Source organism: Burkholderia sp. YIM B11467 (assembly GCF_052952715.1).
Genome location: NZ_JBQVSQ010000005.1, coordinates 381846 through 399299 on the forward strand (window position 1 = coordinate 381846; position 17454 = coordinate 399299).

The 17454-nt window shown below is 62.3% G+C and carries 31 protein-coding genes; 24 read left to right on the plus strand and 7 right to left on the minus strand.

The genetic code is table 11. The features are described 5' to 3' along the window. Positions 1-5 precede the first annotated feature (5 nt). The 6 genes from terL to ACTRWB_RS20020 all read right to left on the minus strand — a co-directional run bounded on the left by terL (position 6) and on the right by ACTRWB_RS20020 (position 4433). A complete protein-coding gene (gene terL, locus ACTRWB_RS19995; protein ID WP_446903009.1) occupies positions 6-1586 on the minus strand; it encodes a phage terminase large subunit in 1581 nt (526 codons plus the stop codon). Further along, positions 1522-2034, minus strand: coding sequence for a DUF2280 domain-containing protein (locus tag ACTRWB_RS20000; RefSeq protein ID WP_446903010.1), 513 nt, complete (start codon positions 2032-2034; stop codon positions 1522-1524). The genes terL and ACTRWB_RS20000 overlap by 65 nt, the downstream gene beginning before the upstream one ends. Before the next feature lie 30 nt (positions 2035-2064). Beyond that, on the minus strand, positions 2065-2733 hold the full coding sequence (locus tag ACTRWB_RS20005; RefSeq protein WP_446903011.1) for a putative metallopeptidase: 669 nt from the start codon (positions 2731-2733) through the stop codon (positions 2065-2067). A gap of 1153 nt (positions 2734-3886) precedes the next feature. Then, positions 3887-4063 carry a hypothetical protein gene (locus ACTRWB_RS20010; RefSeq protein WP_446903012.1) on the minus strand — a complete coding sequence of 59 codons (177 nt, stop codon included), beginning with the start codon at positions 4061-4063 and terminating at the stop codon, positions 3887-3889. Continuing rightward, on the minus strand, positions 4060-4203 hold the full coding sequence (locus ACTRWB_RS20015; protein ID WP_446903013.1) for a hypothetical protein: 144 nt from the start codon (positions 4201-4203) through the stop codon (positions 4060-4062). The genes ACTRWB_RS20010 and ACTRWB_RS20015 overlap by 4 nt, the downstream gene beginning before the upstream one ends. Next, on the minus strand, positions 4200-4433 hold the full coding sequence (locus ACTRWB_RS20020) for a hypothetical protein (RefSeq protein ID WP_446903014.1): 234 nt from the start codon (positions 4431-4433) through the stop codon (positions 4200-4202). Before ACTRWB_RS20020 ends, ACTRWB_RS20015 begins: the two co-directional genes overlap by 4 nt. 126 nt (positions 4434-4559) lie before the next feature. Between ACTRWB_RS20020 and ACTRWB_RS20025 the strand changes: the two genes are divergently transcribed. Then, positions 4560-4871 carry a hypothetical protein gene (locus ACTRWB_RS20025; RefSeq protein ID WP_446903015.1) on the plus strand — a complete coding sequence of 104 codons (312 nt, stop codon included), beginning with the start codon at positions 4560-4562 and terminating at the stop codon, positions 4869-4871. A gap of 757 nt (positions 4872-5628) precedes the next feature. Here ACTRWB_RS20025 and ACTRWB_RS20030 read toward each other — a convergent pair. After that, entirely contained in the window at positions 5629-6033 is a 405-nt protein-coding gene (locus ACTRWB_RS20030) for a hypothetical protein (protein ID WP_446903016.1), read from the minus strand. 271 nt (positions 6034-6304) lie between these two features. Here ACTRWB_RS20030 and ACTRWB_RS20035 point away from each other — a divergent pair, with 271 nt between their 5' ends. The 23 genes from ACTRWB_RS20035 (at position 6305) to ACTRWB_RS20145 (ending at position 17378) form a co-directional block, all read left to right on the plus strand. Beyond that, complete coding sequence (locus ACTRWB_RS20035; protein ID WP_446903017.1) at positions 6305-6613, plus strand: hypothetical protein; 309 nt, start codon at positions 6305-6307, stop codon at positions 6611-6613. Between the two features lie 10 nt (positions 6614-6623). Next, on the plus strand, positions 6624-7541 hold the full coding sequence (locus tag ACTRWB_RS20040) for a hypothetical protein (RefSeq protein WP_446903018.1): 918 nt from the start codon (positions 6624-6626) through the stop codon (positions 7539-7541). Then, on the plus strand, positions 7538-8209 hold the full coding sequence (locus tag ACTRWB_RS20045) for a DUF6475 domain-containing protein (RefSeq protein ID WP_446903019.1): 672 nt from the start codon (positions 7538-7540) through the stop codon (positions 8207-8209). Before ACTRWB_RS20040 ends, ACTRWB_RS20045 begins: the two co-directional genes overlap by 4 nt. A gap of 129 nt (positions 8210-8338) precedes the next feature. Beyond that, positions 8339-8662, plus strand: coding sequence for a DUF7303 family protein (locus ACTRWB_RS20050; RefSeq protein ID WP_446903020.1), 324 nt, complete (start codon positions 8339-8341; stop codon positions 8660-8662). Beyond that, positions 8659-9867 (plus strand): hypothetical protein, encoded by a 1209-nt coding sequence (locus ACTRWB_RS20055; RefSeq protein WP_446903021.1) that lies wholly within the window; start codon positions 8659-8661, stop codon positions 9865-9867. Before ACTRWB_RS20050 ends, ACTRWB_RS20055 begins: the two co-directional genes overlap by 4 nt. 175 nt (positions 9868-10042) lie before the next feature. Then, on the plus strand, positions 10043-10300 hold the full coding sequence (locus tag ACTRWB_RS20060) for a hypothetical protein (RefSeq protein WP_446903022.1): 258 nt from the start codon (positions 10043-10045) through the stop codon (positions 10298-10300). Further along, positions 10297-10791, plus strand: a complete 495-nt coding sequence (locus ACTRWB_RS20065) for a hypothetical protein (protein WP_446903023.1) — start codon at positions 10297-10299, stop codon at positions 10789-10791. Before ACTRWB_RS20060 ends, ACTRWB_RS20065 begins: the two co-directional genes overlap by 4 nt. Beyond that, on the plus strand, positions 10784-11083 hold the full coding sequence (locus tag ACTRWB_RS20070; protein ID WP_446903024.1) for a hypothetical protein: 300 nt from the start codon (positions 10784-10786) through the stop codon (positions 11081-11083). Before ACTRWB_RS20065 ends, ACTRWB_RS20070 begins: the two co-directional genes overlap by 8 nt. Before the next feature lie 102 nt (positions 11084-11185). Continuing rightward, complete coding sequence (locus tag ACTRWB_RS20075) at positions 11186-11701, plus strand: hypothetical protein (RefSeq protein ID WP_446903025.1); 516 nt, start codon at positions 11186-11188, stop codon at positions 11699-11701. Between the two features lie 89 nt (positions 11702-11790). Next, positions 11791-12060 (plus strand): hypothetical protein, encoded by a 270-nt coding sequence (locus ACTRWB_RS20080; RefSeq protein ID WP_054316253.1) that lies wholly within the window; start codon positions 11791-11793, stop codon positions 12058-12060. A gap of 9 nt (positions 12061-12069) precedes the next feature. Then, positions 12070-12231: a hypothetical protein gene (locus ACTRWB_RS20085; RefSeq protein ID WP_446903026.1), complete on the plus strand. Its 162-nt coding sequence runs from the start codon at positions 12070-12072 to the stop codon at positions 12229-12231. 28 nt (positions 12232-12259) lie between these two features. Then, on the plus strand, positions 12260-12478 hold the full coding sequence (locus ACTRWB_RS20090) for a hypothetical protein (protein ID WP_446903027.1): 219 nt from the start codon (positions 12260-12262) through the stop codon (positions 12476-12478). Between the two features lie 29 nt (positions 12479-12507). Continuing rightward, positions 12508-12873 carry a hypothetical protein gene (locus ACTRWB_RS20095; protein WP_446903028.1) on the plus strand — a complete coding sequence of 122 codons (366 nt, stop codon included), beginning with the start codon at positions 12508-12510 and terminating at the stop codon, positions 12871-12873. Positions 12874-12903: 30 nt separating this feature from the next. Further along, positions 12904-13086 (plus strand): hypothetical protein, encoded by a 183-nt coding sequence (locus ACTRWB_RS20100; protein ID WP_446903029.1) that lies wholly within the window; start codon positions 12904-12906, stop codon positions 13084-13086. A 57-nt stretch (positions 13087-13143) separates the two neighbouring features. Next, the gene (locus ACTRWB_RS20105) at positions 13144-13356 is read left to right on the plus strand and encodes a hypothetical protein (RefSeq protein WP_446903030.1); all 213 of its coding nucleotides are present in this window, start codon (positions 13144-13146) and stop codon (positions 13354-13356) included. 31 nt (positions 13357-13387) lie between these two features. Then, on the plus strand, positions 13388-13600 hold the full coding sequence (locus ACTRWB_RS20110; protein WP_446903031.1) for a hypothetical protein: 213 nt from the start codon (positions 13388-13390) through the stop codon (positions 13598-13600). A gap of 79 nt (positions 13601-13679) precedes the next feature. Beyond that, positions 13680-14906, plus strand: a complete 1227-nt coding sequence (locus ACTRWB_RS20115; protein WP_446903032.1) for a hypothetical protein — start codon at positions 13680-13682, stop codon at positions 14904-14906. Further along, complete coding sequence (locus ACTRWB_RS20120) at positions 14903-15205, plus strand: hypothetical protein (RefSeq protein ID WP_446903033.1); 303 nt, start codon at positions 14903-14905, stop codon at positions 15203-15205. The genes ACTRWB_RS20115 and ACTRWB_RS20120 overlap by 4 nt, the downstream gene beginning before the upstream one ends. Beyond that, positions 15202-15981, plus strand: coding sequence for a hypothetical protein (locus ACTRWB_RS20125; RefSeq protein ID WP_446903034.1), 780 nt, complete (start codon positions 15202-15204; stop codon positions 15979-15981). The genes ACTRWB_RS20120 and ACTRWB_RS20125 overlap by 4 nt, the downstream gene beginning before the upstream one ends. Further along, positions 15978-16604: a hypothetical protein gene (locus ACTRWB_RS20130; RefSeq protein WP_446903035.1), complete on the plus strand. Its 627-nt coding sequence runs from the start codon at positions 15978-15980 to the stop codon at positions 16602-16604. The genes ACTRWB_RS20125 and ACTRWB_RS20130 overlap by 4 nt, the downstream gene beginning before the upstream one ends. Continuing rightward, on the plus strand, positions 16601-17014 hold the full coding sequence (locus tag ACTRWB_RS20135; protein WP_446903036.1) for a DUF551 domain-containing protein: 414 nt from the start codon (positions 16601-16603) through the stop codon (positions 17012-17014). The genes ACTRWB_RS20130 and ACTRWB_RS20135 overlap by 4 nt, the downstream gene beginning before the upstream one ends. Beyond that, the gene (locus tag ACTRWB_RS20140) at positions 17011-17181 is read left to right on the plus strand and encodes a hypothetical protein (RefSeq protein ID WP_446903037.1); all 171 of its coding nucleotides are present in this window, start codon (positions 17011-17013) and stop codon (positions 17179-17181) included. Before ACTRWB_RS20135 ends, ACTRWB_RS20140 begins: the two co-directional genes overlap by 4 nt. Further along, complete coding sequence (locus tag ACTRWB_RS20145; RefSeq protein ID WP_446903038.1) at positions 17178-17378, plus strand: hypothetical protein; 201 nt, start codon at positions 17178-17180, stop codon at positions 17376-17378. Before ACTRWB_RS20140 ends, ACTRWB_RS20145 begins: the two co-directional genes overlap by 4 nt. Positions 17379-17454: the final 76 nt, after the last annotated feature.

Here is a 17454-nt window from a genome sequence, read left to right on the forward strand (position 1 = left end):
CGTACTCAACCGGCAAGCCGCTTCCAGACCGACAGGTCTTTCGCGCCTCCCAGCATGTCATTGATGGCGTCGACCATCGGATCGATCTGGTCGTCGTGCATGTGCGTGTCGTCCGCAGTGAACGAATCGCACTCCGTGATGAAGTCGTTGACGAACGGCGCGTCGGCCGGCACGGCCACGTTTCCGACGTCGATGTGGCTGACGACGTCCATGACGCGCGTGAGCTTGTCCTTGACACGCTCGATCCCCTCGATGGGAATTCCGCCCTCCGCCTGAATCTCTTGAATCAGGCCGGTGCCGCTCGACTTGTCCTCTACCTTCATCTGCCGCAGCACAGCTGCGCTCGGATCGTCCGCGCCGACTGCCGCGTGCTTGTTCCAGAAGTCGATCGCGCGCTGCTTCAGCTCCGGCGCCTTCCATTTCCCGCGGATCTGGTCGATCAGATACAGGCGGTTGTCGTAACCAAGCCCCCAGCACTGGAACACGCTGTAGTCGTTGCGCTCGGCCGTCTTCTGCGCCGTATCGGCGAAGATCTTCCGGTACTGCAACTGCGGCAGCGCGCCGTAGCGGAGGAACTTGCCGCTCTGGATGATCCCGCCACCGAGCGGCGCGGGCCGTTGCATGTACTGCCCGCTGAACACGTAGGCATCGGCCTTCTCCGATGCGAGCAGGTCTTGCAGCGGCTCCTTGTACGGCCAGTAGCTGAACCGGCCGTCTTCGTCGCGCTCCTCGCTGTCGACCATCGCGCGGATGTGCTCCGGCAGCGCAGCGACGTAGTCGTCTGTGATCAGCGCGGGGATCTCGATGAATTCCCACTCGCCAGGCAGCTTGCCCGACTTGATGAAGCCGGTCGGATCCTCTTCGGCGAGCCGCTGCATGATCACGATGATCGGCGTGTCAGGATTTGCCTTCCGGCTCTTCACGGTCGACATCAGCTTCCGATTCGCCTTATCGCGATTCGTCTTGCTGTATGCGTCCTCGACCTTCAGCGGATCGTCGATGATGATCGCGCCCTGCCAGCCTTCAGCCATGTGGCCGGCACGGAAGCCGGTGATCTGGCCGCCGAGGGATACCGCATACACGCCGCCGGCCTTCTTGCCGTTGACGACCACGTTCCATCGCTTCTTCGACTTCGCGTCGGCCGCGATCGCCATCGGCCAGATAGCCTGAAAGTCGTCGGAGCCGACGATCTCGCGTGCCGTCTCGCTGTTGAGCAGCGCGAGGTCATCCGAATACGAAATGTGCAGGAAGCGCGCGCGCGAGTTGACAGCGAGTCCGCGGGCAATCAGGTTGATCGCGACAAGCTCAGTCTTCGACGAGCCCGGCGGCACGTTGATGACGACGTTCTTCGACGTGCCATCCATCACGCGCTGCACGATGTCGCAGATCAACACGTGGTGCCAGTTCACGCGGAATTCGATACCCTGCCGCGCGCGGAAAAAGTACTTCGAGAACTCAAGGTGGCTGTCTTCGAGCCGCTTGCGCGTCTCTTTCAGCTTTTGCTGCCTCCGCTCCTCTTGCTTAGCCCGGATTTGCTCCAGGCTGACGCCGAGCAGCGATACGCTCGAGGAGTGCGAGTTCGTCATCGGTCAAATCGTCCAAATCGACCGGGATGGCCGCGGTCTTGATCGGTGCGCCGTCCTTGCCTGTGTGCTCCAGCTTCTGCCGGTTCGTGAACGCGCCGCCCGCTTCCTTCGCGGCCTGCTCGAGCAATTGCGCAGCGACCACCGTGTTACCGGAGCGCGACGTGCGATCGAACAACCGGCCGAGCTGACGCAGCCGGTACGCCTGATCGGCGATGGGAATCTCGGCGACCTCGCGGCGGAATCGCTCGCGCGTCGAGTGGAACAGGTCAACCCACTTCTTCCCGACCTCCTTCCCGGCAACCTTCGTCGGGTCGTACTGGGCGACCTGCACCCGGTGAACTTCGATGCCGAATTCGGCTTTCACCGATTCCGATACCTCGGTGGGGGTGTCGTAGCAGGCAAGCGCTTGCACAATGAAGCGCTTGACCGCCTCATTGAGCGTTGCCATGGCGTATGTCCTGTAGCGGCTGAGTAGCGGTTATGCGGCGCGCAGCATGCACGTTCCGCACGCGTGTGCGATGTTGATTCGCCCGATCTCGGGCGCCTTCTGTGCGGCAGCGACAAACTTCGCTGAGTCGCCCGCGCCGGCGTCGATGCCGTAGCGCCGGACGATGCCGACGAACTCCTCGACGTCGTGCCCGCGGATGCCGAGCTTCGGCATTCCGTCCTTCGTGAAAGCCGGAGCGCCGAACCCGTCGTCGCGTTGGCCGATGTGATACAGCTCATGCTCGACGAGCGCGCACCATTGGAGGTCTGAGCACTCCCGTGCGTACATCGCGTCGAATGTGATGAGGAAGTCCGGCACGCGGCCGAACCACTCGTAGAACTGTTGCTCCTGCCGTGCCTTCTGCCACCCTCCGGCGCGGATCATCACCTCCTCGCATTGGCCGACAACGCGGCGCATCTGCTTGGTGTAGTCCACGGCGGCCCAGAGGTAGGCGATGTCGGCATTCCACAGGTGTCGATGGTCGTCGTTGTGAAGCGGCGCCCCGTCGCGGAAGATCGACTCGTAGACCCAGTCGCTCACGTCGCGCGCGGGCATGATGCGGGTCGTCATGCTCTCGTCGGCGAACATCTCACCAGGCGCCATCGGCCGCGCACTCGCCGCGTCAGTTACTGCGGCGTCGGCTCTCTTTCGGCGCGCCATCTGACCTCCAGCGATGCGTGTTGTTGGGAATCGGTCACGCCCGGCGCTTGGGAAAATCCCGCCGAAGCGGGCAAAGGCCCAGCACGTACCCCGTCGTGACCTGCGGCGGTTACTCATAGATCGGCGCCACTCGTCCGCTAGGCGCCCCGGCGTGCAATGAATAGGTGCGCGCTCTCCAGCCGGCGCCGTCCTCGCATAGCGTTAGATCGACGGTGGCCGGGAGCGGCGCGAGAGAGCGTGCGCGCCGGTCTGTATCCCGGCATATCTCTGTGCGCATTCACCCTCACGGCTGGCGACTGGCTTCCCTATACGACCGGGGCGCAGAGTCGAACTGCACCCCTACTCCTAACCCGGAAGTCGCTCGCGGTAGGTTCCGCAGCCAATCGCCATGCGTGAAGATGCCGGGTGATCCGCATTCCGACCGGCCCGGCGCCAGTCCTCATAGCCGCTGCGGTTCAGCGTTCCCGAGCCTTTCGGCCTCTTTACGGGGCAGTCGCGCGATCGTGCAGGATTCCTCCTGTCGTTCTTCGCGCCATTCGCTCTCACTGAAGCAACCCAACCCGTTCGACGATCTGTCGCGTTCGACGGCCCTCGGCCGCAGTCTGGTTGCTTGAGTGAAAGCGCGGGCTCTGCACCCACTTGCCGGCTTGCGTACCGGGCCCCTCCTCTGGCGGGCAGTGAAGGAATCGAACCTCCGCGGCTCGGATTTGGAATCCGTCCCGCTCCCTGAGCTACCACCCTCAGGCATGGCCACTGTCCGTGCGCGCTACTTCCTCCAAGAGGGATTGAGCGGCCATGCCTGAGAATGTGTAGAGACCCGCTCGCGGCTCATGCCTATCCGGAGTCCGGAGATCGGGTGGCACTGAGCGGTCCCTTGTTTGCGCGCGCCGCGGGCGGTAAGCGGCGCACCTAGCCCGAACAGGGCCATTTCGTTGAATCGAATCAAGCGCGGTCGCGCATGTACTGCTGCCGGTTACGTATCCGGCGGCATGCCACTGCCCGTTACTTGACCTTCGCGTCGCTTGGCAGGCGCAGATTCAACAGGTCGCGGCCGACTTCTTTAACACTCGCTCGACGGGCGAACCCCACTCTTTCGCGGCGGGGGGAGCAGTACCAGCAGCATCCGGTTGGCGTTATTTCATGTCACACCTCGTCAGTAGCCCGTGTTTGCGAGCGACAGCGCATTCCACGCGGCCGCAGCCTCGACGTGCTCGGGGTTGTCGGGATTCAGCGGTTGCGCGTGCGGGCGCATGTCGACGACAGCCAGCTCGAGGCCAGCATGCTCGGCCATCACCCGGCGCGCGACCTCGATCGCTTTCGTCAGCGTCATTCGCTCTCCGCGTAGTCGAGCAACTGGCCGATCGTCTCGTCGAGCGCGAGGCAGGCATCCGACATCGCGTCGCCGAACGTCGCGGCGCACCACATCAGGCCGAGCAGCGGCCAGCATGACAACCAGGCGGCCGCTCTCATGCGGCACCCGTCAGGCGTCGGCGGCTGTCGGCCGCCAGATCGGCGCGGCGCTCGATTTCTCGGAACCGAGCCTCTTCGATCGCTTGACGGCGCCGGTTCGCCCGGGCCCGCTCGTCGCCCTCGCGAATGCGGCGGATCAGGCGACCGAAGACGCCTCGCAGCGTGACCGTTAGTAGCGCCACGCCACAGAACAGCAGGCAAATGACGGCCGGATAGGCATTCGGACTCACTTTCCCTCCTCTCTCCCGGCGCGACGGGCCGCGGAACTGACTGTCACGGAAAATTCCCTTGCACAAAGCGATACCATGTTGGTATCCTTTAATTGCACTCGAACACCGACAAAACAGGAGCAAGCCATGTCGCGCAGATTCGAAATCTCACGCGATGCGCACCTCGATCGCGCGGCGGCACGCCACTACGCCGAGTACGACGAACTTGACGATCTCAACGAGTTCGCCGGCGAGCTGATCAAGGAAGCACTGCAGACGCTGCCGGCCCAAGACCTGGTCGCCGGTCTGCAATCAGTAGAACTATCGGACGCGGAACAGATCCGCGCCGCGTATCACGATGACAAGGCGCTTGCCGCACTTGTCCGGGAACTGGTGAGGAAGTCGATCACCGATAGCGCGTCAGAGAAAGCGCGCAAGCATTTTGCTGAGCATCACTGACCACGATCAATCAGGGAGGATTAACCGATGAAATGCATACTCAGACGTCTAGCGTTATTACGGCCGCCGATCGGCAGAAATCAAGCCGATCGGCCGAAACCGGCACACGGAGCGTGACGAAGCCATGTGCTCGCGCGCGCAGCGAAACCCAGTGCTGAGGTTATAGCCCATGACGTTACGAGAATTACGATGAGCCCGCCGAGCGCGGGCTTTCGCTTTTCAGTGCGCCAGAAACACAACAGCCGCCGCGCGATCTAGTCGGGCGACGGCCGAAGAATAAAAAACCGCCACGGCATCCGTTCGGCGGAAGCATCCCATGAGGGACACGGAAGGAACCGACACTGATGCGCCCTCTCAGCGCGCACCAATGACACGGTACAGATATAGTACCGAAAGCTATGCGGTATCGTCAAGCGGAAACTGACACCATGTTGGTATCCGTTTTGGACGCAAAAACGAGCGCCCTCATCTTTTCCAAAACCTCCTGTCGGCGGTCTGCCGGGATGGCGCTTGCCATCGCGCGCATCGCCTCGATCTCCCCCCACCCCGGCGATAACGCAGACGCCGCGCGCACAGCGGAATCTGCATCGCAGGACACGGCGGTGCGCAGTGAAGTACCTTCCATTTGTTGCCCCCAAGGGTTTGCTTTTGTTTCGAAGTGCGCGGCCTAACGTTCCGCAGGCATTACCTCTGATTACATTTTGACACAGTTTTTTTCCGCGCGCACAAATTTAAATGCGCGCAGAAAAGGTAATTTTTACGTGATTTTGTCTAGGGGTTTTCCAGCAACAAGCGCGGAAAATATCTTGAGAAGGGCCGACTTCGAAGCCTCCGGCGCCTGGGCATACAGTGCCATCACCGCCTCATTGAACGAGCGCGCATCGTCGTTATCAGCAAGGGCCTCTATAGAGTGATCCGTATCCATCCAACCCGGATCAAGCTTTAGCACCTTCTCTATCTTGTCTGCTGTTTCAGTTCCAATGACTTTGCGCTGATTGTTCACTTGAGAGACATAGACGCGATTCATTTCGAGGCGCTCTGAAAAGGCCTTCAGCATCCCTCTGTCTTTAGCATCCGGATCGGCGCGGCGTACCTCGTCCTTGAACTTCTGGAAAAGAAACTCAAAGTTTCTCCAGCGTATTTGCTCGATAGTGTCAGCCATGATTTCGGTTCCAATGTGTTCGCCAGCTCTCGCCCCCGTAGCTGGGGCCTCGCTGCGTTTATTCGTGAGCGGGCGCGCCGCTCCAGTGCGCCAAGATAGTGGTCTCTATTGGGCGAATAGTGAAGCGTTTTTGTCCGAAACGCAACCTTAGAAGTATCTTTTTTATGGTTATCAATGGCTTACGAAAGTAGCAACTGCCCTCACGCAAGGATACTTTCGAAGGATCGGATGCTATACTGGTATCCGATCTACCAACCAAAGGAGCCAGCCCTTGAACGCCAAGGAATTCCACGACCACTACGGCTTGGACGTCGTGCGCCGCATCGTCGACCGCCTCGAAGTCAGCATGATCTACTGGAACGGCATCAAGAACGGCCACAAGGCCGTCAGCAGCGCCCGCGCGCTCCAGTTAGCCCATCTCAGTTCCGAGTACATCGGCCCGAACGATGAACCGATGACCGTGATCGATCTCCTCGGGCTGCGCGATGTGCCTGGCCGCATTACCGGCATGGGCCGCGGCAAAGACAAGCCGGAAACGCCGAGGCCGAAGATTGAATGTCACGCGCAGGCTGCGCAGTAAGGAGCCTACGATGACGACCAAAAACTTACCCTGGTTCCGCATGTACACCGACTCTGTCGACGACGAGAAGCTTCGCCTGATCGCGCCGAGTGACCGCTGGTATTTCTTCGCAATCCTCTGTTGCAAAGGCAAAGGAATTATCGACGAGGCGGGCCCCCTCCTCAAGCGCAAGGTCGCAGTCAAGCTCGGACTGCAGGTCGACGAACTCGAAGAGGTCGGCCGCCGGCTCGCGGAGGTCGGGCTCGTTGATCGCGAAACGCTGCAGCCCTTCGGATGGGAGGATCGCCAGTTCAAGAGCGACGCCGATTCGACGGCGGCAGAGCGCAAGCGCCGGCAGCGCGAGCGCGAGCGCGGCGCCCCCTCCTCCGAACCCGATGGAGAAGGTCACGCACATGTCACGCGTGACAACCACCGTGACGTCACGGGAGATGTCACGGATGTCACGCGTACAGATACAGATACAGATACAGATACAGATACAGATACAGAAGCAGAGGGAGATAAAAACACTGCGCGCAGGCGCGCACCGTCGCGCAAGCGCTCCGTGAACAAAAAAGACGCCGAGGACCATGCCAATGCTGAAAAGCTGATCGCAGAGGGTGTCGATCCGCAACACGCGGCAGACTGGCTCAAGGTGCGCCGGGACAAGAACCTGCCGTTCACGCAGACCGCATGGGATGCGATGAAGACCGAAGCCGAGAAGGCGGCCCTCACGCCGGGCGCCGCCGTGCATTACGCCGCGGTGAAGGGCTGGGCCGGATTCAAGGCGAGTTGGTACGTGAACGAGCAGGCGAAGGATGGAGCGGCGTCGGGGCCCGGCGCGGTGCCGTCGCTCAATCGACAGGAAGCGCTCGAAGCTCGCAACCGTGATGTCGCCGCCCGCGCTGCTGCGCGGTTCCAGTCCCAGCAGGGAGGAATGCCGCAATGAACCCGAAAGACCATGGCGCGTTCGTTGCACTGATCGCCGACGTGCACGCCTTCTATCGGCGCGATTTCTCGGACTTCAGCGCGGACGTATGGTGGAACGCGATGAAGGCGTTCGACCTGTCTGCAATCAAAGACGCGTTCGGGCGTCACAGCGTCAACCCTGACACCGGCCAGTTCATGCCGATGCCAGCCGACATCGTGAAGATGGTAGACGGCTCGACGCAGGATGCCGCATTGGTGGCATGGGCGAAAGTCGACAACGCGGTCCGCTCGTGCGGCACGTACAACAGCGTCGTGTTCGATGATGCGCTGGTCCATCGCGTGATCGTCGAGATGGGCGGCTGGGTGTTAGTCGGCTCGAAAGATGAAAAGGATTGGCCGCACGTGCGCAACGAGTTCGTCAACCGGTACCGCGGCTATCGAATGCGTAGCGAGACGCCCGAATACCTGCCCGTGCTGATCGGCGCCGCGGAGGCTCAGAACAATCGCACCGGCCACCAGAGCCAGCTTCCGGTGATGATCGGCGACACGCGCGCGGCACATCAGGTGATGCTCGGCGGCCAGGATAAGCCGTTGCTCGGCTTCGTGCGCATGAGCCCCGGGGAGGCCGCCAATCGACCTGCGCCGCAGCTCGGCGCCGGTCGCAATCCACCGAAAATTGGCGCATAAAAAACAGCGTGACTTTTTTCCGACTATATCGGATACTTTGTTAGTATCCGATACCGGAATTCACGTTTGTCGGATTTTGACAGTGTTTTGTGTGAAGAATTGAAAACCAATACCATGAAAGGTCTTTAAATGGGCACGACAAAAGCTTCTTTATCTGCCGCGGCGGCGAAGCCTGCATCGAAAGTTGCGCCGGAGTACGTCATCGAAAAGGGCCTGCCGATCCCCTCTTCCACGCGAGGGCGCCCGCAGCGGTATCCGTTCTCGAAGATGGAGATCGGCGACTCGTTTTTTGTCAGCGGCGAGCCGGCCGCTCTGCTCAAGGAGCTGAGCAATTGCGCGAACTATCACCGCCGAAACCATGGCGGCAATTTCGTCGTGCGCTCGGTCAAGGGAGGCGTTCGCGCATGGCGCATTGCCCCCACGGATGCGGCTAAATCTTCGGAGTCCGTATGATGACGTCAAACCAAACCGTATGCATCAAGAAGGATAGCGGCGAAATCGAGGCAGTGGCGAGCGCCGCATCCCCTGTCGAGCAGCCCGCACCGCTGACGGCGCGAGCCGCCCTCGCCGCAATCGAGACGTTCGAAATCGTCGGCGAAAACAACGATTCGCGCGAACCGAACGCTGACGATCGCTTCATCTTGACCGAGTTCATCGCGCATCTGTTCGATGGCTTCACCATCGAGCGGCCCGCAGCAGCCCCGATCGACGGCAATAGCGAGTGCGGGTGTACCGGGAAATGCCTCGACCAGATTGGCTGCCCGAGCAAGGCGTGGAAGCCAGCGCAACTCGCCCCCGCATCGACCGACGAGCGGGCGGCGATGGCAGACACCTACCCTGCGCGACTGCTCAACGAATCAGACGCGTCGCTCGCGTGGCGCGTCGATTCGTGGCACGCACGGCAAGCCCGCGCCGCATCTGCCAGTGAGACGGCGGCGGAAGGGGTGAAACTGCCTCGATACGCGCCGGGCATCGCACTGGACAAGGTTCGAGGTGGCGACGTTGCCGTGATGTATAGCAGGGACGATGGCGAGTACGTGAAGCTGTCGGACGTGCTTCGCTCGCCCGCTATGGCGGCGGAAGCGGTGGCGATCCCGGCCGACGTGCATGCTGCGCTCGACCGCATGTGTTCGCCACTCGACGAATCGCGGCTGAGCGGTCTGACAGCGCAGCTTGACGCGAACTGCATGAAGGTGATCCGCGACTACGTGCTAAAGACCACGCCGACGTCGTTTCAGCAGCGCGTTCAGCCGTGGATGCTGGCTTGCTTCGGCGCCACGATCGCGGCCGATCGCGCGGAGCGCAATCACCGGTTCTACGAAGAGGCCGGCGAGCTTGTGCAGGCGCACGGCATGACGCGCGAGGAAGCGCACGCGCTGGTCGACTACACCTGGTCGCGGCCGGCCGGCGACCCGGCGCAGGAGGCCGGCGGCGTCATGGTAACGCTCGCCGCGCTCTGCCTCGCGAACGGGATCGACATGCACGCGGCCGGCGAGACGGAACTGGCGCGCATCAACGTGCCCGAGACGATCGCGAAGATCCGCGCAAAGCAGGCGGCGAAACCGAAGCACTCACCCCTTCCCGTCGCCACGCCGACTGCCGACCGCGAGTCGTACCAATGGCGCGATACGGGTGCGCTTGAAACGGGGGATGCGTGATGACGGCTATCGGATTCATGTTGATGGTGTTTGGCTACGTGACCGTCGCAGTGATCGGCCATCGTCCGCCGCCAGGCCTGAAGGAGAAAGTGCAGATGGCTGGCGCTGTCTGCATGCTCGTTGGTGCGTTCCTTCTCTGCGGCGTCCTTGCGGCATGGCTTTGGAGGACATTCCCGTGACCTCGCACGAATTCAATCCCCTGTTTGCTCTTCGCATTGTCGAAGACGCCAGCCTCGACGACGTACCGCGGATGAAGGTTTCGCTGCGGTTCGCCGAATTGATGCCCGCTGAATTCGTCGCCGACCTGAATGCGTGGATGCGCGACTTCTTCGGGACCGAGAACCTGATGTACCAGATCAGCGGGGGCACTGTCGTGATGGGGCCCAAGTCGATCGCGGCATTGACCGATCAGATCGCACGAGGTGCCGCATGAACGTCCCGACTTTATGGGAAGGCTCGCCCCTGCTCCCTCCGATTGGCGCGCTCGTGCTGATCTCGCACGGCCGCGACGATCTCGACCACGTCTGCGAAGTCACGAGCTACGAAGTGAAGCCAGGCATGGTCGATCGTGAATCGCATCACCGCGTTTTCGTGAACGTCGTCTATCGCGGCTCTGATACGAAGAACCAGAGACTGCTCAACGAGATCCGGCCGCTGACTCGTGCGAGATCCATTGCGGGAAGTGATGGATGGCGCCCGATCGAATCCGCGCCGAAAGACGGTAGCGTCATCATCCTGTTCGCTCGGGCGAAAGATGCAATCGCGAGCGTCGTCCTGGTCGGCTACTGGCTGGAGCACGGTGATTGCCCCGGCGTCTGGGTGAATTGCGCGTTCTCGCCGAATCGCCCTACCGAAGTCGTGCCGAGCCACTGGATGCCGCGGCCCGCATTCCCGGGCACCGAACGCAGGAGCAGCAATGTATAACGCATCGACGACCAGCTTCTTAGCCTACGTGTCCGTGCGCGACGACGGAACTGTCGCCAACCAGCAGGCGAGGATCGTCGCCCTGCTCCGCACGATCCCGGCCACCGCGTTATCGCGGCTCGACATCGCCAACCTGACCGGAATCCGCCTGTCGTCGGTGTGTGCGCGCGTCGCCGAGCTGCGCGACGAGGGCCTCGTCTTCGAGCCCGGCACGCGACCGTGTCCGCACACCGGCAAGACCGTGAAGGTCGTGCAGGCGACGCCCGACCTGCTCACTCCCGCCGTCCACTGACAAGGAACCCGAATGCATACGGAAACGAAGGTTGTGCATGAAAGCCCGCTCGGACGGCTCACGCGGCGCAGTGCCGATCGCGACGATGCCGAAGCCGCGCGCGTGCCGATGTTCCGCGATATGGACGCCGCCCTGCTCTTTGCCTACACCTGGCGCGCTCGTCCCGGCGTGAAGATCGGGCAAGTCGGCGAGTACACGGGCCCCGACGGCTCCCCGCTGCTGCTGAGCATCCACGAGAAGAAAGCGCAGGCGCAGTTCATCCTCGACGTCGTCGAGTCGCATCTGTCACTCGACCAGCGCGCCGTGCTCGATGCGACATACGGCGGCGAGCGCGGCGAGCGGCCGGCGGCGATCGATCGTCTGCTGCCGCAGTTCGAGCACGTCAACCGGAATCGCTCGCTCGTGCGCTTTCTGCTCATGCGCGATTTCATCTATGGCGAAGGCTACTGCCCGAGCCAGCAGCAGATCGCGAAGGAAAGTGGGGTCAACCAGTCGACCGCCTCGCGCGCCGCCGCCCGGATCACGCCTGAAATCGCGAAGTTGCGGGAGTCGACGCACGCGAAATTGCGGCCGGCGTTCGAGCGCCGCGGCTGGATCGGGAGGCAGGTCGAAAAATAAGTGCAATTTCGCACTTGCATTTCGGATACCTTGTTGGTATCTTTTCAATCAACGAGGTATCCGATCTCGCAACACGAAGGGGAACGACGATGACGACCATCACGATCAACGGCTACGAACAGGACTGCAACTGCGAGCACTGTGGTCGCCCGCTGAAGCTGGGCGTGGTGACGGACGCGAAGGGAACGATCGGCGCGGATTGCTTCGTGAAGCTCATCGCACGCAATACGAAGCGCTATTCGGGCAACGGAAAGCCTGGCGCTGAGCGTGTTCGCGAATACGCCCTGATCGTCGCGCGCGGAACCGCGGATCGCCATGGCCTCTATGGCGCGTGGAACACGTTCGAACTGAAGGCATGAGAGGCCGCCATGAAGAAAGTCATCGATCTTCGCACAGCTCGCAAGGCGGCCGAACAGCGCAAGTACCGCGACACCGTGCTTGAGATCTACGACCGCATGGATCGCGCCGACGACCGGACGAAGCGCGAGCAGGCATCGGAAGTTCGCCGCAAGGCGCGCAACCAGTTCTAACAACCCATCCCGCTACAGGAGAACGACGATGCAAGTCCATGAAATGTTCGGACGCAACGGCTTCCGCATCGAATTGCACAAGTCAGGCGGTTACTCGATGTCGAGATTCGGCGGCGATATTCGCGGCTGGAACGGCGAACACTGCTGCCTGGTTGGTTTCAAGATTTCGGAGCATGAGCGCGCCCGGTTGATTGCCGACGCGCAACGCAGCGGAACGCTGATTTGCTCCACTTGGATTCCCGCCTGAACAACCGCGCCCGCTATAGGAGAGCGACGATGGAAACCGTCAAAGCAGAAGACCTTAAAGGGGGCGATTCGATCGTAGTTGCCGGATCGAACTATCGCGTCCAGAGCGTCGCCCACGGCGCAGTCGAAATCTTGGTGCGCACGACGCAGCGCGTCTGGGGGGAGGCATTCGACACTGTGACGCTCAGCTTTAAGCGGGGCGAGTACGTGTCCACTGACCAATTGTCGATGCCGCAAGAAAAAGACATCCGAAACACCGTGGAGCTGGTGAAGCAAGCACGCGAACTTGCCGATCGATTCGACGCCATGTCCGACACCTACGCCGCTTCAGACGACCGATTCGACGCGATGAAACTCTTGCGCTCGCTCGCCGAGATCGCTGAAAAGGCCGCCTGAACAACCGCGCCCGCCCAATAGGAGATGACGATGCAGATCGCAGGTTTCGGACAAAGCGCCAAGCGCACCGCCGACCAGCTTTACGTGTTGTGGATTCACCTCGGTGAAGACGAGTGCCGCGAGCAAATCGAGGCGCACATGGAATCTGACGGCTTCAGCCAAGACGCGATCGCCATCGAGATCGAGCGTCTCGAAGACGCCGGGAAGTTCTGAACAACCGCGCCCGCCCTGCGGGCAATCACACCACACCATCAGCGAGAAGAGACCGAAATGAATCGCAGACCGAATCCGCAGAAGGCTGTTGATGACTGGAATGCCCGTGTGCAAGTCGGCGCCACTATCCAGTATTCCGAGGTACGCGGCGATGCACCGAAGACCTTCACCACCCGCACCGCAGCTGAAGTCCTGAGCGGCCACACGGCAGTCGTTTGGCTGAACGGCAAGAGCGGTTGCGTGGCAATCAGCCATTGCACGCCGATCTGATCGGCACCGGCAATCACACCGCACCGACACCATGAACACGCGAGACGAAATCGCACGCATGCGCGCCGAAGCGAAGCACTACCGCCAGCTTGCCGCCATCAACCGCCGCGACGTGCGCGCCGCCAAGGCCATCGGCGACAGCGTCGGCGCCCTGAAGGCGAGCATCCGCGTCACCGAGCATGTCCGCAGCGCTCAGCAGCGTGACGCTCGAGCGAAGGAGCTGCGCGCAAGTCTTGCTGCGTGATTTTTCACGCCTGCCACGGATACCATGACGGCTACTCAGATACCGTCCAATGCCTGAAAACAACCGAAGGAAGGAAGCCATGACAACGGAAATCACCCTGCCCGATCGGGCCAAAAAAGCGCTGCGCACGGCCGATCACGAGCCGGCGCTGGTCGCGCTGGTCAAGAAGACAGCCGACATAACCGAGATCAAGAACGCGGACGGCCGCACGCAGTGCCACACCGCCTACATGACGCTCAAGACACGCCGCACCAGCATCCGGACCGCCGGAAAGGAAGCGCGCGACGACGCTACCAAGTTCGCAAACGCTGTCATCGCCGAAGAGAATCGGCTGGTCGCGCTGATCGAGCCCGAGGAACAGCGCCTGCAGAAGCTGCGCGACGCATGGGACGCGAAGGTCGAAGCCGAGCGCCGCGAGAAAGCGCAAGCCGAGCAGCGGCGCAAGGACGGCATCCGCACCAAGATCGACGAGATGCGCGTCGTTCCGCTTGGTCTGTTCGACGCGGCCGCGAGCAAGATCGCAACCGCGCTCGAGGATCTGGAAGCGTTCGAGGTGACGGCCGACGTGTTCGCCGAGTTCGCCGACGCTGCGCACGCCGCGCGCACCGAGGTCATCACCAGGCTGAAGACGATGCACGAGGCTGCAGTACTTCGTGAAGCTGAAGCCGCGCGGCTGGCGGCCGAGCGCGAGGAACTGGCAAAGCAACGCGCCGAGCAGGAGGAACGCGAGCGCCAGGCGGCCACCGCGCGCGCCGAGCAGGAACGCGTCGACCGCGAGCGCCGGGAAGCGGATGCAGCGCGGGCACGCGCCGAGCGCGAAGCCGAGCAGCGCAAGATCGACGAACAGAAGGCCGAGATCGCGCGCCAACAGGCCTCCATCGACGCAGAACGCCAGCGCATCGCCGACGAAGCGGCCGCCCGCCAGCGCGCCGAGGAAGAGGCGGCAGCCGCGCGGCGTCGTGCAGAGGAAGAAGCCGCGGCAGCCGAACGCCGCGCGCAAGCCGAGCGCGCGGCCGCCGAGCAGCGCGAACGGGATGCCGCGGCAGAGCGCGAGCGTGCAGCACAAGCGGCCCGTGAGCGCGCCGAGGCCGAGCGTCAGCGTGCTGAACAAGCGGCGCGCGAGGCCGCCGATACGGCCGTGCGCAACGCCGCGCCGGCGATGCTGGAACTGCTCAACGGGATCGTCTCGCTCTGCGAGCTGTCGGGCGAGCCCGTCGACGGTTTTGCATTCCGCGAGCGCGTTATCCGCGCACGCGGGCTCATCGCGACGCTGCGTCAACCTGAAGCGCAACGGGAGGCGGCATGAACGAAATCAAGAGAGGCGGTCCGGCATTCCCGATCGCGGATCCGTTTGCACTCAACCCGCGCGACCAGGCAGAAATGGAGCGCCTCGCATCCGGCATGACGCTGTGCGACTACTTCGCGACACACATCGACGTCCATCTCGAAGAATATTCGGTCGGATATGCCGAGACGATAGTCGGTCGCAAGATGCCAGATTACGCTACCGACCCGACTGAAAACGCGGCGTTTTGGGCCGAATTTCGCGCGACGATGCGCTATATCGAAGCCAGCGCCATGCTTCGCGCGCGAGATGACGCATGAACACGAAGATCGAACGCGTCGAGCATGCGAACCAGTTAATCCAGGTGATCGGCGCGCACGGACGCCGGTTCTTCTACAACACGCAACACGACCGCTACGCGCGCATTGAAGTCGACGCGCGCGGCAAAATCTGGTTCGTCGACGACTACACGCAGAAGCGCGTCTACACGCACAACAAGGGACGCTGGCGCGTCTTCTCGCACGGCGGCACGCTGCGCAGTTTGGTCGGGCGCATGCGCGACTACATTACGACCGGTTGGCAATTGCCACGCGGCGTGATCGCGCCGAGCTATATCGGGAATCGCAGCGACAACATTTGGGGCTACTCGCCCGAGGCTGCCGAAGCTGTGCGCGCCGCCGCGTTCGAACTTCCGATCGTAGCGACGGCGCCGTGGCCAAGCGATATGCCGCGCGACTACTACGTCATCAGCGTGCACCACACGCATCGCTGGCACAAGTTCATCACTTTGTGGCGCCCCGACGACAGCGGGTATTGCTTCAGGACACCGCGCGCCGGCAGGTACGAGAGCGAGAAGGTGCGCGCGAACCTTGGCTACTACAACAACGGCTGCGCAAACATCGCCGTACCTGTCGACGTCATCGACTCGCTGACAGTGATGACGACGCCCGCGGACCAACTCGACGGCACCGATGGCCCCGCGCTGCTCAACACGCGCGCCATCTGGAAGAAGCTGATCGCGAACGTTATCGCGCGCCCTGAGTACCAGATCGAACCCGAGTTTCCCGGAGCGCGGCGCAAGAAGGAGGCAGCATGAGCACACCGCTGAAGGCGTACATCGTCCACGACAACTATGAAGGTCACGGATGCGTCAGGTTCGCGACTAACTCGGCGACCGCACGCCGCGAAGGCGCTAACGAACTCGGGATCGAATGGGAAAGCGTCGAGTCGTGCCGACGTGCGCCCCATCTCGATGAGTTCTGCCCGGGCCCCGTGCCGCCGGGCGTTCTGATCGAGTCCGGATGGTGGTTCGAGTGCCACGCTTGCGGAGCGCACGTATCGAACGACTATCAGTACGACGACGATGGCAACGAAATCGAACCAGGCGGCTATGTCGTCCGCAAGCAGCAGGTGTTCTGCTGCCAGGAATGCCTCGCGCGCGACGATGCGCGCAAGCGCATGAACGTCGCCGCGCAGAATGCGCTGATCGAACTCGTCGAGGCGAAGTTCCCCGGATGCATCGTGAAGTCGGTGCACGTCTACGGCGACAAACTTGAGGCGTCCGAGCCGGGGCACGGCATCAAGTGTTCGGCACGGTTCACCTATCCCGGCGCCAAATACGACGCCACCTATCACTTTGGCGATGGCAATACCGCTTGGGTTCCGCGCATCGACGAAGAGACCTTCATCGCATTTTTTGGACGTCAGGAGGCACGATGAACGAAGCACTGAAGCCCTGTCCGTTCTGCGGAGGTAAAGCGATCTTGCTCGGCGGCGGCCGGCACATCAACTGCGGCAACGAGCATTGCTATATGACGTCGGTTTGGGCGAAGGCAGAGACGCGCGAGTTGGCCGCCGAATGCTGGAACACGCGCGCCGACGTGACGGCGCCGTGGATCAACGTCGCCGATCGGCAGCCGGCCGCGCCCGGCTGGTATCTCGTGATGCTCGCGCCCGACAACGAATGGGAGCTGATGAGCGACACGCCTCTGCAGGTCGAGTTCGACGCGTTCACGAGAATGCCGCAGGCGTTCACGTATAGCGACGGCTGGCACGACGGGCCGCAGGACATCAGCGACGCTGTAACGCACTGGATGCCGCTTCCGGCCGCGCCGAAGGTGGAAGCATGAAAGCGATCATCTCCGGCGCAGCATGCGCCGCCTTAGCCGTCGCAGCGCCGGATCTTCCGACCCCCGACGTCCGCATCGCATGCACCCTACTCGCCGCGGTCGCGTTCGCGGCGTTCATCTGCAACGTCGGCCGCCGGCCGGCCCGCAAACAACGGGAGCAAGCATGAAGCGAATCACGAAAGAGATGGTCGAGCGCGGCGGCTGGCGCTACTGCTGCGAGTGCCGCAAGACGGGCCCGCGCGTGAAAGCGCACTGGAGTCACGGCGGCCGCGACTACTGCGACGCGCACAAGCCGGATCCGGCGGCATCGCTGAACGATGACCGCCTTAGCGAAGCCGACTATCAGACCTGGATGCAGCTGTAGCCGAGCACACAAAAAACTTGGAATCGGCCCTTGCATATCCGATACCTTGTTGGTATCCTTTATTCATTGCAGCACC

What these genes read in the sequence shown, in the direction of transcription:
- terL (WP_446903009.1), bottom strand. Translation starts at nt 1,586, where the DNA reads ATGACGAACTCGCACTCCTCGAGCGTATCGCTGCTCGGCGTCAGCCTG.
- ACTRWB_RS20000 (WP_446903010.1), bottom strand. Translation starts at nt 2,034, where the DNA reads ATGGCAACGCTCAATGAGGCGGTCAAGCGCTTCATTGTGCAAGCGCTT.
- ACTRWB_RS20005 (WP_446903011.1), bottom strand. Translation starts at nt 2,733, where the DNA reads ATGGCGCGCCGAAAGAGAGCCGACGCCGCAGTAACTGACGCGGCGAGT.
- ACTRWB_RS20010 (WP_446903012.1), bottom strand. Translation starts at nt 4,063, where the DNA reads ATGACGCTGACGAAAGCGATCGAGGTCGCGCGCCGGGTGATGGCCGAG.
- ACTRWB_RS20015 (WP_446903013.1), bottom strand. Translation starts at nt 4,203, where the DNA reads ATGAGAGCGGCCGCCTGGTTGTCATGCTGGCCGCTGCTCGGCCTGATG.
- ACTRWB_RS20025 (WP_446903015.1), top strand. Translation starts at nt 4,560, where the DNA reads ATGTCGCGCAGATTCGAAATCTCACGCGATGCGCACCTCGATCGCGCG.
- ACTRWB_RS20030 (WP_446903016.1), bottom strand. Translation starts at nt 6,033, where the DNA reads ATGGCTGACACTATCGAGCAAATACGCTGGAGAAACTTTGAGTTTCTT.
- ACTRWB_RS20040 (WP_446903018.1), top strand. Translation starts at nt 6,624, where the DNA reads ATGACGACCAAAAACTTACCCTGGTTCCGCATGTACACCGACTCTGTC.
- ACTRWB_RS20045 (WP_446903019.1), top strand. Translation starts at nt 7,538, where the DNA reads ATGAACCCGAAAGACCATGGCGCGTTCGTTGCACTGATCGCCGACGTG.
- ACTRWB_RS20050 (WP_446903020.1), top strand. Translation starts at nt 8,339, where the DNA reads ATGGGCACGACAAAAGCTTCTTTATCTGCCGCGGCGGCGAAGCCTGCA.
- ACTRWB_RS20055 (WP_446903021.1), top strand. Translation starts at nt 8,659, where the DNA reads ATGATGACGTCAAACCAAACCGTATGCATCAAGAAGGATAGCGGCGAA.
- ACTRWB_RS20065 (WP_446903023.1), top strand. Translation starts at nt 10,297, where the DNA reads ATGAACGTCCCGACTTTATGGGAAGGCTCGCCCCTGCTCCCTCCGATT.
- ACTRWB_RS20070 (WP_446903024.1), top strand. Translation starts at nt 10,784, where the DNA reads ATGTATAACGCATCGACGACCAGCTTCTTAGCCTACGTGTCCGTGCGC.
- ACTRWB_RS20080 (WP_054316253.1), top strand. Translation starts at nt 11,791, where the DNA reads ATGACGACCATCACGATCAACGGCTACGAACAGGACTGCAACTGCGAG.
- ACTRWB_RS20085 (WP_446903026.1), top strand. Translation starts at nt 12,070, where the DNA reads ATGAAGAAAGTCATCGATCTTCGCACAGCTCGCAAGGCGGCCGAACAG.
- ACTRWB_RS20090 (WP_446903027.1), top strand. Translation starts at nt 12,260, where the DNA reads ATGCAAGTCCATGAAATGTTCGGACGCAACGGCTTCCGCATCGAATTG.
- ACTRWB_RS20095 (WP_446903028.1), top strand. Translation starts at nt 12,508, where the DNA reads ATGGAAACCGTCAAAGCAGAAGACCTTAAAGGGGGCGATTCGATCGTA.
- ACTRWB_RS20100 (WP_446903029.1), top strand. Translation starts at nt 12,904, where the DNA reads ATGCAGATCGCAGGTTTCGGACAAAGCGCCAAGCGCACCGCCGACCAG.
- ACTRWB_RS20105 (WP_446903030.1), top strand. Translation starts at nt 13,144, where the DNA reads ATGAATCGCAGACCGAATCCGCAGAAGGCTGTTGATGACTGGAATGCC.
- ACTRWB_RS20110 (WP_446903031.1), top strand. Translation starts at nt 13,388, where the DNA reads ATGAACACGCGAGACGAAATCGCACGCATGCGCGCCGAAGCGAAGCAC.
- ACTRWB_RS20115 (WP_446903032.1), top strand. Translation starts at nt 13,680, where the DNA reads ATGACAACGGAAATCACCCTGCCCGATCGGGCCAAAAAAGCGCTGCGC.
- ACTRWB_RS20120 (WP_446903033.1), top strand. Translation starts at nt 14,903, where the DNA reads ATGAACGAAATCAAGAGAGGCGGTCCGGCATTCCCGATCGCGGATCCG.
- ACTRWB_RS20125 (WP_446903034.1), top strand. Translation starts at nt 15,202, where the DNA reads ATGAACACGAAGATCGAACGCGTCGAGCATGCGAACCAGTTAATCCAG.
- ACTRWB_RS20130 (WP_446903035.1), top strand. Translation starts at nt 15,978, where the DNA reads ATGAGCACACCGCTGAAGGCGTACATCGTCCACGACAACTATGAAGGT.
- ACTRWB_RS20135 (WP_446903036.1), top strand. Translation starts at nt 16,601, where the DNA reads ATGAACGAAGCACTGAAGCCCTGTCCGTTCTGCGGAGGTAAAGCGATC.
- ACTRWB_RS20140 (WP_446903037.1), top strand. Translation starts at nt 17,011, where the DNA reads ATGAAAGCGATCATCTCCGGCGCAGCATGCGCCGCCTTAGCCGTCGCA.
- ACTRWB_RS20145 (WP_446903038.1), top strand. Translation starts at nt 17,178, where the DNA reads ATGAAGCGAATCACGAAAGAGATGGTCGAGCGCGGCGGCTGGCGCTAC.